This is a genomic window from Faecalibacterium prausnitzii, from assembly GCF_049532945.1.
Taxonomy (GTDB): Bacteria; Bacillota; Clostridia; order Oscillospirales; family Ruminococcaceae; genus Faecalibacterium; species Faecalibacterium prausnitzii_N.
Genome location: NZ_CP186691.1, coordinates 41782 through 57294 on the forward strand (window position 1 = coordinate 41782; position 15513 = coordinate 57294).

Annotated in this window: 13 protein-coding genes, 1 tRNA gene and 1 other annotated feature; of the genes, 12 read left to right on the plus strand and 2 right to left on the minus strand. The window is 59.0% G+C overall.

Annotated features, from left to right (window positions below; genetic code table 11):
• The first annotated feature begins 90 nt into the window (after positions 1 to 90).
• The 5 genes from ACNQFG_RS00200 (at position 91) to ACNQFG_RS00220 (ending at position 2120) form a co-directional block, all read left to right on the plus strand.
• Positions 91 to 684: a TetR/AcrR family transcriptional regulator gene (locus tag ACNQFG_RS00200; protein WP_423405581.1), complete on the plus strand. Its 594-nt coding sequence runs from the start codon at positions 91 to 93 to the stop codon at positions 682 to 684.
• A 76-nt stretch (positions 685 to 760) separates the two neighbouring features.
• Positions 761 to 836 (plus strand) — tRNA-Val (locus ACNQFG_RS00205).
• 443 nt (positions 837 to 1279) lie between these two features.
• Entirely contained in the window at positions 1280 to 1432 is a 153-nt protein-coding gene (locus tag ACNQFG_RS00210; RefSeq protein WP_179860395.1) for a hypothetical protein, read from the plus strand.
• A gap of 120 nt (positions 1433 to 1552) precedes the next feature.
• Positions 1553 to 1834: a type II toxin-antitoxin system Phd/YefM family antitoxin gene (locus tag ACNQFG_RS00215; RefSeq protein WP_423405582.1), complete on the plus strand. Its 282-nt coding sequence runs from the start codon at positions 1553 to 1555 to the stop codon at positions 1832 to 1834.
• Positions 1824 to 2120 (plus strand): type II toxin-antitoxin system RelE/ParE family toxin, encoded by a 297-nt coding sequence (locus tag ACNQFG_RS00220; RefSeq protein WP_423405583.1) that lies wholly within the window; start codon positions 1824 to 1826, stop codon positions 2118 to 2120. Before ACNQFG_RS00215 ends, ACNQFG_RS00220 begins: the two co-directional genes overlap by 11 nt.
• Before the next feature lie 76 nt (positions 2121 to 2196).
• Here ACNQFG_RS00220 and ACNQFG_RS00225 read toward each other — a convergent pair whose 3' ends face one another.
• Positions 2197 to 4632 (minus strand): homocysteine S-methyltransferase family protein, encoded by a 2436-nt coding sequence (locus ACNQFG_RS00225; protein ID WP_423405584.1) that lies wholly within the window; start codon positions 4630 to 4632, stop codon positions 2197 to 2199.
• Positions 4619 to 5308, minus strand: a complete 690-nt coding sequence (locus ACNQFG_RS00230) for a methionine synthase (protein ID WP_423405585.1) — start codon at positions 5306 to 5308, stop codon at positions 4619 to 4621. The genes ACNQFG_RS00225 and ACNQFG_RS00230 overlap by 14 nt, the downstream gene beginning before the upstream one ends.
• 451 nt (positions 5309 to 5759) lie before the next feature.
• Here ACNQFG_RS00230 and ACNQFG_RS00235 point away from each other — a divergent pair, with 451 nt between their 5' ends.
• The 7 genes from ACNQFG_RS00235 (at position 5760) to leuB (ending at position 15461) form a co-directional block, all read left to right on the plus strand.
• The gene (locus ACNQFG_RS00235; protein ID WP_423405586.1) at positions 5760 to 7049 is read left to right on the plus strand and encodes an O-acetylhomoserine aminocarboxypropyltransferase/cysteine synthase family protein; all 1290 of its coding nucleotides are present in this window, start codon (positions 5760 to 5762) and stop codon (positions 7047 to 7049) included.
• Positions 7050 to 7291: 242 nt separating this feature from the next.
• Positions 7292 to 9112 carry an ATP-dependent zinc metalloprotease FtsH gene (ftsH, locus tag ACNQFG_RS00240; RefSeq protein ID WP_423405587.1) on the plus strand — a complete coding sequence of 607 codons (1821 nt, stop codon included), beginning with the start codon at positions 7292 to 7294 and terminating at the stop codon, positions 9110 to 9112.
• 95 nt (positions 9113 to 9207) lie between these two features.
• The gene (locus tag ACNQFG_RS00245) at positions 9208 to 9975 is read left to right on the plus strand and encodes a transcriptional regulator, IclR family protein (protein ID WP_423405588.1); all 768 of its coding nucleotides are present in this window, start codon (positions 9208 to 9210) and stop codon (positions 9973 to 9975) included.
• A gap of 137 nt (positions 9976 to 10112) precedes the next feature.
• Positions 10113 to 10372 (plus strand) — a binding site (T-box leader).
• Between the two features lie 210 nt (positions 10373 to 10582).
• Positions 10583 to 12235, plus strand: a complete 1653-nt coding sequence (locus ACNQFG_RS00250) for a 2-isopropylmalate synthase (protein ID WP_423405589.1) — start codon at positions 10583 to 10585, stop codon at positions 12233 to 12235.
• 198 nt (positions 12236 to 12433) lie between these two features.
• A complete protein-coding gene (leuC, locus tag ACNQFG_RS00255) occupies positions 12434 to 13693 on the plus strand; it encodes a 3-isopropylmalate dehydratase large subunit (protein WP_423405590.1) in 1260 nt (419 codons plus the stop codon).
• Positions 13694 to 13711: 18 nt separating this feature from the next.
• Positions 13712 to 14203 (plus strand): 3-isopropylmalate dehydratase small subunit, encoded by a 492-nt coding sequence (gene leuD, locus ACNQFG_RS00260; protein WP_005942253.1) that lies wholly within the window; start codon positions 13712 to 13714, stop codon positions 14201 to 14203.
• Between the two features lie 184 nt (positions 14204 to 14387).
• A complete protein-coding gene (gene leuB, locus ACNQFG_RS00265; RefSeq protein ID WP_097774027.1) occupies positions 14388 to 15461 on the plus strand; it encodes a 3-isopropylmalate dehydrogenase in 1074 nt (357 codons plus the stop codon).
• Positions 15462 to 15513: the final 52 nt, after the last annotated feature.

Consider the following 15513-nt stretch of genomic DNA (forward strand, 5'->3'; position numbering starts at 1 on the left):
GGCTATTTGGGGCTTGCGCCGGGAGGAAAGCATTGCTAAAATAATGTTTACACGACAGAACATCGCAGAAAAGAGGAATCGACCCAAAGCATGAATACCGTGGAGGGCAAAAAGCAGGAGAAGCGCCGGGCGCTTCTGGATGCAGCATACGAGCTGTTCCTGGAACGGGGCGCATCCAAGACCAGCGTGGAGGATATCACCTCCCGCGCCAAGGTGGGCAAAGGGACCTTCTATCTCTATTTTGCCGACAAGGGTGCTGTGACCCAGGCGCTGCTGGGCCGGGTGAGCTACCAGCTGCTGGACGACGCCGTGACGGCCTGTGAGCGCGCCAGCGCGCCGATGGATTTTCCCGACAAGATGATCTTCGTCATCGACCACATCATCGAGGCCCTGCGGAACGACACCCTGATGCTCCGTTTTCTGGAGCACAACTTCATATGGCCGGGGCTGGATCAGATCGAGGCCAGCCGCGAAGCCGAGCCGCTGATGCGCAAGCTGCTCCACGCCATCATGTCCAGCCCGGAAATGGCCGGCCGCACCGAGCGGGAGATCTACCAGCGCATCACGGCACTGGGCAGCATGTGCATGTCGGTGTGCTACTCGTCCATCCTCGAAGGCAAACCCGACAACATCGACGCCATGAAACCCGTGCTCTACAGCATCATCCGGAAGGCTCTGCAATGATTTTTGCAGAAATTTGCAAAAAAGGCTTGCAATCCGGCCAAAGATGTGGTATCATAATCGAGTCGATACGACATCTGGACGGTTAGCTCAGCTGGTAGAGCATCTGCTTGACGTGCAGGAGGTCACAGGTTCGAGTCCTGTACCGTCCACCATACAGTTCGTACTCGAACCCGATTCTCTATGAGAAAGGGTTCGGGTACGTTTTTTGTTTACAGGAGGTTCTGCGACGAGAGTACGCAGAGCGGTAAACGAGCAAGGGCAGGGTATCACTATGACGGTGGTATCCTGCCTTTTGTTTTACGGGATCAAGTTTGCTTTGTGCGAACTTGGTCGTCACCCTATATGACGCATTGGGGGCAATCGCTGTGTACGTGCGTACCGGGAGAGCGTGTACACCTCTGGCAAGGTGTAACACACTAGACTTTGTTCCAAAGTCTGTGTGCCAAGGGGCATAGCCCCTTTGGAATCCCTGCGGAGCGTGTACGCACGTACGCAGAGAAATGGCAAAATTTCACTATATCGGAGTGTTCTTTCATGGTGGAGTGTGGTATACTCGGCTTAGTTCAACAAATAAGAATTTGAGGAGGAAAAGTAGATGAGAAAATTATTACCAATTTTGCAAATCATAGATTTGGTTTTGTTGTTATTGAGTCTGTATTTTCATAACGATATGCTTTTAATCGTCGCAGCAGTAGTTATAGCTGTTTGCGTTGTTCTTACTTTTAGCAATATGAAAAACAAACGATAACCTCCAGTTTGCTGTACTCGTTTCCAGCAGGGTCTGGGGCAGGCACACCCCAACAAGAAGCATCCGCCTTGCGTTCGTAGTCAATTTGTGATACAATCATCCTGACAGGAGGTGTCCCGTATGATGCAGACATTCGTTCGCCCTTCCCGCGATTTGCGCAACCACTACGCCGAAATTTCGGAGATGCTTAAAAATCACGACCATGTGATCATCACGAATCATGGCCGTGGCGAGTCGGTTCTCATCAACATTGAGGACTACGCCAAATACGAGGAGTTTATGCACCAGCGGTATGTTGCCGAGGCGCTTGCCAAGGCAAAACAGCAGGCGGCTGACCCCGACACGCAGTGGGCAGACCACGAAAGCGTATGGGAGACGCTGGGCAAACAGTATGACGTATAAGATCAAATATCTGCCCCTTGCTGTGCAGGACTTGAACGAGATTGCCCGGTATCTGTCCGGCTTTTACCCGAAAACGGCCAGTCGCGTACTGAAAGAGCTACGGGAGAAGATCACAAAATTAGGTGATACTCCGAAAATGTGCGAACTTTACCGCCTTGATCCGACGTACCGCAAAATGGTCGTTGACCAGTATCTGGTGTTCTATCGCATCAACGATGAAACAAAAGCTGTGGAAATCCACCGTGTGCTGCGAGGAACGTGGAATCTGCCGCAGTATCTGGAATAAATTCAGGTTCGAGCGTTATGGACACTATGAAAGGGGCTGCTGCACTGGCTTTTCGCCTTGTGCAGCAGCCCCTTTTTTAGACCCCGAAAAATTCCTTGGCGATGTCGGCGCTGCGCTTGGCATCCTTGGCGTACCAGTCCGCGCCGATCTTCTCGGCATATTCCGGCGTGAGCACCGCACCGCCCACCATGATCTTGCAGTCCAGTTTGGCTGCATGGAGGGCGGCAATGGTTTCCTCCATGCTCTTGAGGGTAGTGGTCATCAGGGCGGAAAGGCCCACCAGATGCACATTCTTTTCCCGCACGGTGTTCACCACCGTCTCCACCGGCACATCACGGCCCAGGTCGATCACCTCAAAGCCGTAGTTTTCCAGAATGACCTTGACGATGTTCTTGCCGATGTCGTGCACGTCGCCCTTGACGGTGGCCAGCACGATGCGGCCCTTGCTGGCGCTGCCCTCGCCCTTCTGGGCAATGACGTTCTTGATCTCCTCAAAAGCGCTCTGGGCCGCACTTGCGGCCTGCAGCAGCTGCGGCAGGAACAGCGTGCCCTTCTCGTACTTGGCACCCACGATGTCCAGCGCCGGGATCAGTGCTTCGTCCACCACTTCCAGCGGCTGCTTTTCGGCCAGCAGTGCCTTGGTCTGGGCGGCGGCATCGCCCTTCAGGCCCTTTTCCACTGCCTTGATGAGGGGCGCATAAGGGCCGGAGACTTCCGCCGCGCCGCCGGGCTGTGCGCCCTGCGCTGCCACGGCGTTCTGGTTCGCCTGCGCCAGCGCCGTGGAGGCGGGTACCCGGTTCGCATACCGTTCGATGTACCGGGTGCTCTGCGGATCGCGGTTGGTCAGCACATTGTAAGCGTACACTGCCGCCATCATCTCCTCGCTGGAAGGGTTCATAATGGCGAGGTCAAGGCCCGCATACATGGCCATGGTGAGGAAGGTGGTGTTCAGGTACGGGCGGCAGGGCAGGCCAAAGCTGATGTTGGACACGCCCAGAATGGTGCGCACCCCCAGCTCCTTCTTGCAGGCTTCCAGTGCCTGCACGGTGGCCAGAACGTCCTTCTGCTGGGCGCTGGCGGTCAGGGTCAGGCAGTCGATGTAGATGTCCTCCCGCGGGATGCCGACGGCAAGGGCCGCCTCCGTGATGCGGCGGGCAATGGCCACCCGGTCTTCCGCTCCGGGCTGGATGCCCTTTTTGTCAATGGCCAGACCGACAACGGCGGCACCGTACTTTTTGCACAGGGGCAGCACCTTTTCCAGCACTTCCGGCTCGCCGTTCACCGAGTTGACGATGGGCTTGCCGTTGTACACGCGCAGGCCGTTTTCCAGTGCCTGCACATTGGAGGAATCCAGCTGCAGCGGCAGGCTGGTGACGCTCTGCAGGGCCTTGACCACCTTGGGCATCAGGGCAGGCTCGTCCACGCCGGGTGCGCCCACGTTCACGTCCAGCACCTGAGCACCGGCTTCCACCTGACTGACCGCCTGCTCCAGAACGTAGTTCATATCCTCTTCCCGCAGTGCCTGCTGGAAGCGCTTTTTGCCGGTGGGGTTGATGCGCTCACCCACCACCGTGATGCCGTCCACGTTGACACAGCTGACCGGGGAGCAGATGACCGACTGCATGGGGTGGTCAGGCCGACCGGGCTGGCAGTCTGCAAACACACCGTTCAGCAGCCGGATGAACTCCGGCGTGGTGCCGCAGCAGCCGCCCGCCGCGAACAGATGCAGTTCCCGGTAGGGCTTCATTTCCATGGCGAAGAGCTGCGGAGTGATATCGTAGCCGCTGCCGTCGGCCCGGGGCAGGCCCGCATTGGGCTTGACGAACACCGGAAAGTCGCCGGGCACAGCCTCTGCCAGACGCTTTGCCATGGGGAAGATTTCCTTGGGGCCCAGTGAGCAGTTGATGCCGATGGCATCCGCTCCCAGACCACGTGCGGTGGCCGCAAAGCTCTCGACCGTGCAGCCGGTAAAGGTGCGCCCGCCGGCTTCAAAGCTCATGCTGGCTAAGATAGGCAGGCCGCTGTTTTCCTTTGCTGCCAGCAGAGCGGCTTTCAGCTCGTACAGATCGGTAAAGGTCTCAAAGAAAATGAGGTCGGCCCCGGCGGCAGCGCCTGCCCGGACGATGCGCGCATACTCGCTCACCGCATCCTCAAAGGCCAGCGTTCCGCTGGGTTCCAGCAGTTCTCCCAGCGGGCCGACATCCAGCGCGGTCAGGGCACCGTAGGGCGCACAGGCGCGCTTGCAGTTGGCGATGCCCGCCGCAATGATTTCTTCCAGACTGTAGGCGCTGCCCGCCAGCTTGTGGGCCGATGCGCCAAAGGTGTTGGCGTTGACGATGCGGCTGCCCGCAGCGGCATACTTGGCATGGATGCTCTCGATCAGCTCCGGATTGGTGATGTTCAGCTCCTCCGGCTTTGCACCCAGCTTCAGGCCCGAAGCCTGCAGCATGGTGCCCATGCCGCCGTCCAGCAGGACGGTATTCGGTTGGGTAAACAGTTCATTCACTTGCACAGGTGATCCCCCTCTTTCTATACTCACACCGGGTGCGCAGCACGCAGTGGCCGCACCCGGCCAGATGCCCCCGGACCGGATGGTCGCTGACGCCCAGCAGCGCCGTCACGCTCTTGCGCGGGGTCATCAGGTTGGTATCGGTCACACACAGGCCCGCCCGGCGGGCGGTGTCCAACGCTGCGGCCACCAGCGGCTGCACCGTGATGGGCCAGTCGCCGTAGCCGGGCGAATAACGGCCCGTCAGATATCTGCCCTGCCCTGCGGCCCACTGGCGCAGCTCCGCCTCAGCGGCATCTGCCATCTGCTCGGCCAATGCCGAGCCCAGCGCATCCGACGCCACCCCGGCCGCGATATCTCCCACACCGGCACGGCGGATCTGTGCATCCACGCCGGGGCCAAGGGTCACGGCCAGCAAAACGGCCTGGCTGCAGCCGGTCAGGTGGCGGAAGACGTCCTCCCCCAGCAGAAGCCCGGCCTCGGCAAGGCTCTGCACATCCCCTTCCAGCCAGACGGCGCGGGGTGTGGCCGCCGCCAGAATGGGCACGGCACATCGTTCTAATAAAGAAGCCGTCGCTTCATCCGCCGGGCCCCGCTGGCCAAAATACCGCGCGGCCTGCTGCAGATCAATGGCGTCCGGCTTTTCCAGCACGAGCGGACGACTTGGCCCGATGGACATCCCGGCTCCCCTCCTTCATAAGACAAAAGAATAGATTCAGTATACAACACGAAGGGCAGACGGTCAACCAAAAATGCCGCTCTGCGCCGCTGCAAAAAATTTTGAAGTTTCTTCCATAAACCTATTGACAATCTAGGTAAATGGGGATATAATGCAACCATCCAATCCACCAACTTAGTGGGAAATTCAGAGAAAGGAGGGCACCGCGATGTCGCTGATTTGGAAAAACCTGCTTCATGCAAACTTCCGCTGTGGGCGAATGTACACAGACCGGGCAGAATTCTGGACGAACTGCTGTGCTTTGCCCTCCGCCGGACGAATGTGCCCGTGCCGGTAAAGCCCCGAAACACGTCAGGATCTTCTTGCCCGGTGCGCTGTCTTGAGACCGCAGCGACCGGGATTTTTTGTAGATAAAAATAATACTATTTGTACAAAGAGAGAGGTAATCAACATGTCTAACTATAAATTTGAGACCCTGCAGCTTCACGTTGGCCAGGAGCAGGCCGATCCCGCAACCGATTCCCGTGCAGTGCCTATCTATCAGACCACTTCCTATGTGTTCCGCAACAGCCAGCACGCAGCAGACCGCTTTGGTCTGGCAGATGCCGGCAACATCTACGGCCGCCTGACCAACTCCACGCAGGACGTGTTCGAGAAGCGCATCGCTGCGCTGGAGGGCGGCGTGGCTGCTCTGGCAACCGCCTCCGGTGCCGCTGCCATCACCTACACCATCGAAGCACTGGCACAGGCCGGTGACCACATCGTGGCTCAGAAGACCATCTACGGCGGCAGCTACAACCTGCTGGAGCACACCCTGACCCAGTTCGGCGTCACCACCACCTTTGTGAACGCACACGATCTGGCTGAGGTGGAGAATGCCATCCAGCCCAACACCAAGGCCGTCTATCTGGAAACTCTGGGCAACCCCAACAGCGATATCCCCGATATCGATGCCATTGCAGCCATCGCGCACAAGCACGGCCTGCCGCTGGTCATCGATAACACCTTCGGCACCCCGTACCTGATCCGTCCCATTGAGCACGGCGCAGATATCGTTGTTCATTCCGCCACCAAGTTCATCGGCGGCCACGGCACCACGCTGGGCGGCATCATTGTGGACAGCGGAAAGTTCGACTGGAAGGCAAGCGGTAAGTTCGCCAACATTGCTGACCCCAACCCCAGCTACCACGGCGTTTCCTTTGTCGATGCAGCAGGCCCCGCAGCCTTTGTCACCTACATCCGTGCGATCCTGCTGCGTGATACCGGTGCCACCATTTCGCCGTTCAACGCCTTCCTGCTGCTGCAGGGCACCGAGACCCTGAGCCTACGCATCGAGCGCCATGTGGAGAACACCAAGAAGGTGGTCGAGTTTCTGGCAAACCACCCGCAGGTGGAGAAGGTCAACCACCCCTCCCTGCCGGATCACCCGGATCACGCCCTGTACGAGAAGTACTTCCCCAATGGCGGTGCATCCATCTTCACCTTCAACATCAAAGGCGGCCGTAAGGAGGCATTCAAGTTTATCGATAACCTGAAGGTCTTCTCCCTGCTGGCAAATGTTGCTGATGTGAAGAGTCTGGTCATCCACCCGGCTTCCACCACCCACAGCCAGCTGAACGACGAAGAGCTGGCCGAGCAGCAGATCTATCAGAACACCATCCGCCTGTCCATCGGCACTGAGCACATCGACGATATCATTGCTGATCTGGAAGCAGGTTTCGCAGCCGTCCGCGGCGAGTAACCCTCCCCTATTTGCCCGCTCGTGCGATAGAACTCCCCCCATTCTCCGAATCAACTCTCCTTTTCTCCTAAAATGTGTGTGTGAACGAAAGGGTTTCTGCTCCCCGTGGGGCGGAGGCCCTTTTGTTCTGCACCTTTTGTGAACAAACCGCGAAGTTTTTGCAAAAAGGCGCTGGAAACGCTGGAACTGAACTTCGATTGTGGTATCATAACAGCAGAGACCCTGAAAAAAGGAGGATCATCATGAAAGAAGTCAAAACGCCGAAGAAGCCGCTGGCCATCTATTACACCGTCGTGCTGCTGGTGCTTCTGCTGCTCAACCTTGTGCTGCTGCCGTGGATGAGCGAGCGTCAGGTGGAGGAAGTGGACTACGGTACCTTTATGACCATGACCGAGGAAAAGAACATCGGCCGTGTGGATATCGAATCCAACCAGATCATTTTTACCGATAAAGAGGAAAAGCAGGTCTACAAGACCGGCCTGATGAACGACCCGGAGCTTACCCAGCGCCTGTATGATGCCGGAGCACAGTTTTCCAGCGAGATCGTGGAGCAGACCTCGCCCATCCTCAGCTTCTTGCTCTGGTTCGTGCTGCCCATCGTCCTCTTCACCGCGCTGGGCAACTTTATGAACAAAAAGCTCATGGAAAAAATGGGCGGCCCCAACTCGATGATGTTCGGCGGCGTGGGCAAGTCCAACGCCAAGGTCTATGTGCAGTCCACCCACGGCATCCGCTTTGCGGATGTTGCCGGTGAGGATGAAGCTAAGGAAAACCTGCAGGAGATCGTGGATTACCTGCACGACCCCGGCAAGTACGAGAGCATTGGCGCATCCATGCCCAAGGGCATCCTGCTGGTGGGCCCTCCGGGCACCGGCAAGACCATGCTGGCTAAGGCCGTGGCAGGCGAATCCAACGTGCCGTTCTTCTCCATTTCCGGTTCTGAATTCGTGGAGATGTTCGTGGGCATGGGCGCATCCAAGGTGCGCGACCTGTTCCGGCAGGCCAAGGAAAAGGCCCCCTGCATCGTGTTCATCGATGAGATCGATGCCATCGGTCAGAAGCGCAACAGCGGCAATCTCGGTGGCAACGACGAGCGTGAGCAGACTTTGAACCAGCTGCTCACCGAGATGGACGGCTTTGAGAGCAACACCGGCGTCATCATTCTGGCGGCTACCAACCGCCCGGATTCGCTGGACCCGGCGCTGACCCGTCCCGGACGTTTTGACCGCCGTGTGCCGGTGGAGCTGCCCGACCTTAAGGGCCGCGAAGAGATTTTGAAAGTGCACGCCAAAAAGGTGGCACTGGCCCCGGGCATCGACTTCAACACCGTGGCCCGCATGGCTTCCGGTGCATCCGGTGCGGAACTTGCCAACATCGTCAACGAAGCAGCTCTGCGCGCTGTGCGTGCAGGCCGCAAGAGCGTGACGCAGGCCGATCTGGAGGAGAGTATCGAGGTGGTCATTGCAGGCTACCAGAAGAAGAACTCCATCCTCACCGACAAGGAAAAGTGCATCGTGGCCTACCACGAGATCGGCCATGCACTGGTGGCGGCCAAGCAATCCAACTCTGCCCCTGTGCAGAAGATCACCATTATCCCCCGCACCTCCGGCGCACTGGGTTACACCATGCAGGTGGACGAGGGCAACCACTACCTGATGAGCAAGGAAGAGCTGGAAAACAAGATCGCCACCCTTACCGGCGGACGCGCCGCCGAGGAAGTGGTGTTCCGATCCATCACCACCGGTGCCTCCAACGATATCGAGCAGGCCACCAAGCTTGCCCGCGCCATGCTTACCCGCTACGGCATGAGCAAGGACTTTGACATGGTGGCGCTGGAGACCGTGAACAACCAGTATCTGGGCGGTGACACCTCGCTGGCCTGCTCGGCGCAGACCCAGCGCGAGATCGACCAGAAGGTGGTGGAGCTGGTCCGGGCCCAGCACGAAAAGGCTGTCCGCATCCTGACCGACAACCGCGCCAAGCTGGATGAGCTGGCACAGTATTTGTACCAGAAAGAGACTATCACCGGCGAGGAGTTCATGGAGATTCTGGAGCGGGAATAATATTTTTCCCAGCGATGCTGCAATAATCCGTTTCTCCGGTTCGTATACAAGGCAGAACGGGCCGAACGAGCCCCTGAATCAGGAGGATATGATCCATGAAGATTTTGAATACGAAATTTGGCCGTCAGGCCATCGCCGCCGCCCTCATCCTGTCCGCCATGGCGTCCATGAGCCTCGGTGCGTTTGCCGCTGAGCCTTCCGCCGAAACGGCCGCAGACGAGGCTGTTGTAGCAGGCTATCTGCCCCCGCAGGACGAGAGCACCATGACCCAGGGCGACATCGCCCTGCACAGCAGCGATGCACAGACTACTGCCGAGCGTGACCCGAACTACGGCGGCTACGCCGCCCCGGTGGAAGACCCCATTCAGGGCAACGTCATGATGATCGCCGAGACCGGCGATGCGCAGACTTCGGAGTCGACGATTGCCTCCAACCCGGCCTATTCGGCCAGATACACCGTCAAGGGCCTGCTGGGCAAGCAGGTGCTCTATACCGCTTCGGTGAAGGATCAGGTTCTGACCCTCTCCGTCCCGGAGGATGTCGCCACCTTCCGCGCCACCGCCGGTGAGATGCGCAAGCTGATGGACAACGGGGTGCGCACCGTGGTCCTGACGACCAACAAGGCCTCCACCACCCTGAACCTGTCTCTGCTGTGCGAGGGCCAGAGCGACACCACCAAGGTCACCCTGCGCCACATCAGCAGTTCTGCCGTCCTCCATGTCGGCCTGCGCTGCCGCCGCGACCTGCTCGTCGGCCGCGACTCGAACTACGGCGGCTACGCCTCCCCGGTGGAAAATCCCATCCAGGGCAACGTCATGATGATCGACGAGACCGGCGACGCACAGACTTCCGCTGGCCGCTGACCGGTTCCGGTACATCGAAGAATGAAACCTGCCCGGAATTTTCCGTCGAAAGTTGAATTTTCTTCATTCTGCATCTGAGCCAAACTGCTTGACAGAGGCAGACCAGTCTGGTAAAATAAGCTCACTTTGAAAAAAGCACAAATGCGTTGACGGGGAAAAAACGATTTTCTTCTGCGTACAGAGAGCCGCCGGGTGGTGCAAGGCGGGTGCAGAGGGTTTCGGTTACTGGCCCCTGAGCGGCAGGGCTGAACACACAAGTAGGCTCTGACGGATGTCCACCGTTACAAGGACAGCGATTCGCCGCAAAAAGCCGATCGTGTGAGTGGCTGGTCTTGCCAGCAAAGAGAGTGGTACCACGGGTGCCCTGTAACAGAACTTACAGGCTCTCGTCTCTCAGAGGATTTCGTCCTTTGAGAGACGGGAGCCTTTTTTCGTTTGAGCAGCAGACTTACCCTCTCAGGCGCTATCGCGCCAGCTCCCCCGAAGGGGGAGCTTCAAACCTCCCACCTCGGGGGAGGTGGCATTGCGAAGCAATGACTGAGAGGGACAAGACCGCCTGCAAAAAGTGTTGAATGTAAGCTGATAGGAAGCCAGGAGGACAACGAATATGATGGACGCAACCAAGTACGCTCCGGGTTACTACCCGGTACCCGCAGGCTATGACAGCTGGGTAAAGAAGGATCACATTGAAAAAGCCCCCGCATGGTGCAGCGTGGACCTGCGCGACGGCAATCAGGCCCTGATCGTGCCCATGAGCCTTGAGGAAAAGCTGGAGTTCTTCCAGATGCTGGTCAAGATCGGCTTCAAGGAGATCGAGGTGGGCTTCCCTGCCGCCAGCGACACCGAGTACGAGTTCCTGCGCACCCTGATTGAGAAGAACATGATCCCCGAGGATGTCACCGTGCAGGTGCTGACCCAGTGCCGCGACCACATCATCCGCAAGACCTTCGAGGCCGTCAAGGGCGCACCCCGCGCGGTGATCCACTTCTACAATTCCACCTCTGTGGCCCAACGCGAGCAGGTGTTCCACAAGAGCAAGAAGGAGATCAAGCAGATCGCCACCGACGGCGCAAAGCTGGTCAAGCAGCTCAGTCAGGAGTACGAGGGCAACTTCCTCTTCGAGTACAGCCCCGAGAGCTTCACTGGCACCGAGGTGGACTACGCCGTGGATGTGTGCAATGCCGTGTTGGACATCATGCAGCCCACCCCGGACCGCCCCATGATCATCAACCTGCCCGTTACCGTGGAAATGAGCATGCCGCATGTCTACGCCAACCAGATCGAATACTGCGACAAACACCTGAAGTACCGCGACAGCGTGATCATCTCCACCCATCCCCACAACGACCGCGGCACCGGCGTGGCCTGCGCAGAGCTGGCCGTGCTGGCGGGTGCACAGCGAGTGGAGTGCTGCCTGTTCGGCAACGGCGAGCGCACCGGCAACGTGGACGCGGTGACGCTGGCCATGAACATGTACAGCCACGGCGTGGACCCCAAGCTGGACTTCTCCGATATGCCGGACATCTGCGCCACCTACGAGCGGGTGACCCGGATGCACATTTACGAGCGCACCCCCTACGCCGGTCAGCTGGTGTTTGCCGCCTTCTCCGGCAGCCATCAGGATGCCATTGCAAAGGGCATGGCCTACCGCAAGGAGCATGGCGAACACCGCTGGACCTGCCCCTACATCCCCGTTGACCCCCACGACATCGGCCGCACCTACGATGCCGATGTGATCCGCATCAACAGCCAGAGCGGCAAGGGCGGCATCGGCTTTGTGCTGGAGCAGAACTTCGGCTACAACCTGCCGCCCAAAATGCGCGAGGCTCTGGGCTACAAGGTCAAGAGCGTTTCCGACCACAGCCACAAGGAGCTGAGCGCAAACGAGGTGCTGCACATCTTCGAGGATGCCTTCCTCAACCGCTGCAAGCCGCTCAACGTTCTGGAAGCCCACTTTGCACAGGTGGGCGGCATCACCGCCACCGTCACGCTGGAGCTGAACGGTCAGCGCAAGGTGGTCACCTCGGTGGGCAATGGCCGTCTGGACGCTGTGGCAAACGCCATCCAGAGCGCCACCGGCATGGAGTTCCACCTCGAGACCTACTCCGAGCACAGTCTGGACGAAGGCTCCACCTCCCGCGCTGCCTCTTACGTCGGCCTTGTCTGGGGCGATAACACCGTCACCTGGGGTGCTGGTACGGATACCGATATCATCGTGGCCGGCATCAAGGCACTGGTGAGCGCCATCAATAATAAATAATTAAAAAGAGGGCAGCGTCCTCGCCCTCTCCGTCACGGCTTACGCCGTGCCACCTCTCCCAAAGGGAGAGGCCTTGGCAAAGAGATGAAGTTTACGTGGACTGCCAAAGGCTCTCCCTTTGGGAGAGCTGCTGAGCGAAGCGAAGCTGAGAGGGCAAGCCGCCTATCCAATAGAGAGTATCAAAAGGAGAGTACCATCATGGGAATGACCCTGACGCAGAAAATTCTTGCCGCACATGCCGGTCTTGCCGAGGTCAAGGCAGGCCAGCTCATCAATGCAAAGCTGGACATCGTGCTGGGCAACGACATCACCACCCCGGTTGCCATCAACGAGTTTGAAAAGGCCGGTTTTGACGGTGTGTTCGACAAAGAGCACATTGCCATCGTGCTGGACCACTTTGTGCCCAACAAGGACATCAAGAGCGCCACCCAGTCCAAGCAGTGCCGCGAGTTCGCCAACAAATACGATATCCTCAACTTCTACGATGTGGGCCAGATGGGCATTGAGCATGCCCTGCTGCCGGAAAAAGGCATCGTGACCGCAGGCGACTGCGTGATCGGTGCGGACAGCCACACCTGCACCTATGGTGCACTGGGTGCCTTCTCCACCGGTGTCGGTTCCACCGATATGGCTGCCGGCATGGCCACCGGCATGGCATGGTTCAAGGTACCCTCTGCCATCAAGTTCGTGCTCAAGGGCAAGTTCGGCCCCCGTGTGTCCGGCAAGGACCTGATCCTACACATCATCGGCATGATCGGTGTGGACGGTGCGCTGTACAAATCCATGGAGTTCACCGGCCCGGGCGTTGCCAGCCTGACGATGGACGACCGCCTGTGCATCTGCAACATGGCCATCGAAGCCGGTGCCAAGAACGGCATCTTCCCTGTGGACGATATGACCCGCAGCTACCTCAAGGGCCGCAGCCAGCGTGAGCCGGTGTTCTTTGAGGCCGACCCGGATGCCGAGTACGAAAAGACCATTGAGATCGATCTGGACAAGCTGGAACCCACCGTCAGCTACCCCCACCTGCCCGAGAACACCCACCTTGCCAGCGAGGGCAAGGACATCAAGATCGATCAGGTTGTGATCGGCAGCTGCACCAACGGCCGTCTGGAGGACATGGAAGCCGCCTACAACGTGCTCAAGGGCAAGCACATTGCCAAGGGCGTGCGCGGCATCATCATCCCCGCCACCATGGCCGTTTACAAGGAATGCATCCTGCGCGGCTGGACCACTGCCTTTATTGATGCAGGCTGCATCGTGTCCACCCCCACCTGCGGCCCCTGTCTGGGCGGCTACATGGGCATTCTGGCCGAGGGCGAGCGCTGTGTTTCCACCACCAACCGCAACTTTGTGGGCCGCATGGGCCATGTGAAGAGCGAGGTCTACCTTGCTTCTCCCGCCACCGCCGCCGCCAGCGCACTGACCGGCTATATCACCGACCCCCGCACGGTCTGATCGGAAAGGAGCACAACAATGAACGCAAAAGGTTCTGTTTTCAAATACCCGGACAACGTGGACACCGATGTCATCATCCCGGCCCGCCACCTGAACACCCAGGATGCCAAGGAGCTGGCCAGCCACTGCATGGAGGACATCGACAAGGATTTCGTCAAGAAGGTGAAGGACGGCGACATCATGGTGGGCGGCTGGAACTTCGGCTGCGGCTCCTCCCGTGAGCACGCACCGCTGTGCATCAAGACCGCCGGCATCTCGGTCGTGATCGCCAAGAGCTTTGCCCGCATCTTCTACCGCAACAGCATCAACATCGGTCTGCCCATCATGGAGTGCCCGGAGGCTGTGGATGCCATCAATGCGGGCGACACCGTGAGCGTGGACTTTGACACCGGTGTCATTACCGATGAGACTAACGGCAAGGTGTTCCATGCCGAGCCCTTCCCGCCGTTCATCCAGGAGATCATCTCTGCCGGTGGACTGATGAAGTCCATCAAGGCGAAGCAGCAGTAACCCTCTCAGGCGCTTCGCGCCAGCTCTCCCAAAGGGCGAGCTTTTTGCCATCTTCCCGAATGTATTTTCTTCTAGGATAAACAACGAACAATATCTTACCCGCCTGAAAAGCTCCCCCTTCGGGGGAGCTGGCAATGCCGCAGGCATTGACTGAGAGGGTTCAAACCGATAGAAGGAGTTTCCCATGGAAAAAAACATTGCTGTCATCTGGGGCGACTGCTCCAGCCCGGAGATCGTCAAGCAGACCATCCGCGTGCTTGACAAGGTGGCCGAAAAGTACGGCCACACCTTCCACTACACCGACGCTGCCATGGGCGGCGAAGCCATTGACAAGTACGGCGACCCGCTGCCCCAGCACGAGCTGGACAAGTGCCTTGCTGCGGACAGCGTCCTGCTGGGTGCCGTGGGCGGCCCCAAGTGGGAGGGCCTGCCCGGTGAGCAGCGCCCGGAGAAGGGCCTGCTGCGCCTGCGTGCAGGCATGGGCCTGTACTCCAACAACCGCCCGGCCAAGATCTGGCCGCAGCTGGCTCCTGCCAGCCCCCTGAAGCCCGAGATCGTGGCACAGGGCATCGATTTCATCATCGTGCGTGAGCTGATCGGCGGCGTATACTTTGGCAATCACGAGACCCACACCCTCGCCAGCGGCGAGAAGCAGGCCATCGACTCCATGCCCTACGCGGAGCACGAGATCGAGCGCATCGGCCGCATCGGCTTTGAGACCGCACGCAAGCGCCGCAAAAAGCTGTGCTGCGTGGACAAGGCAAACGTTTTGGACACCAGCCGTCTGTGGAGAAGCGTGATGCACCGCCTGCAGGCCGAATACCCGGATGTGGAATACAGCGAGATGTTCGTGGACAACTGCGCCATGCAGATCGTCAAGAACCCCGCCCAGTTCGACGTGATCGTTACCGAGAACATGTTCGGCGACATCCTGTCGGACGAGGCTTCCATGATCACCGGCTCCATCGGCATGATCCCGTCCTCCTCTCTGGGCGACGGCACCCGCGGCCTGTATGAGCCCATCCACGGCTCGGCCCCCGATATTGCGGGCAAGGACATCGTGAACCCCACCGCCTGCATCCTGTCTGCCGCCATGATGCTGCGCTACTCCTTCGGCATGGCCGAGGAGGCCGATGCCATTGAGACCGCTGTGAACAAGGTGCTGGACAAGGGCCTGCGCACCGCCGACAACATGAGCGAGGGCTGCACCTGCCTTGGCTGCACCGCCATGGGCGATGCCATTCTGGCCGAGATCTGAACCGCTACAAAAAAAGCGACGCCGCGCGGCGTCGCTTTTTTCGGTTCCTGGC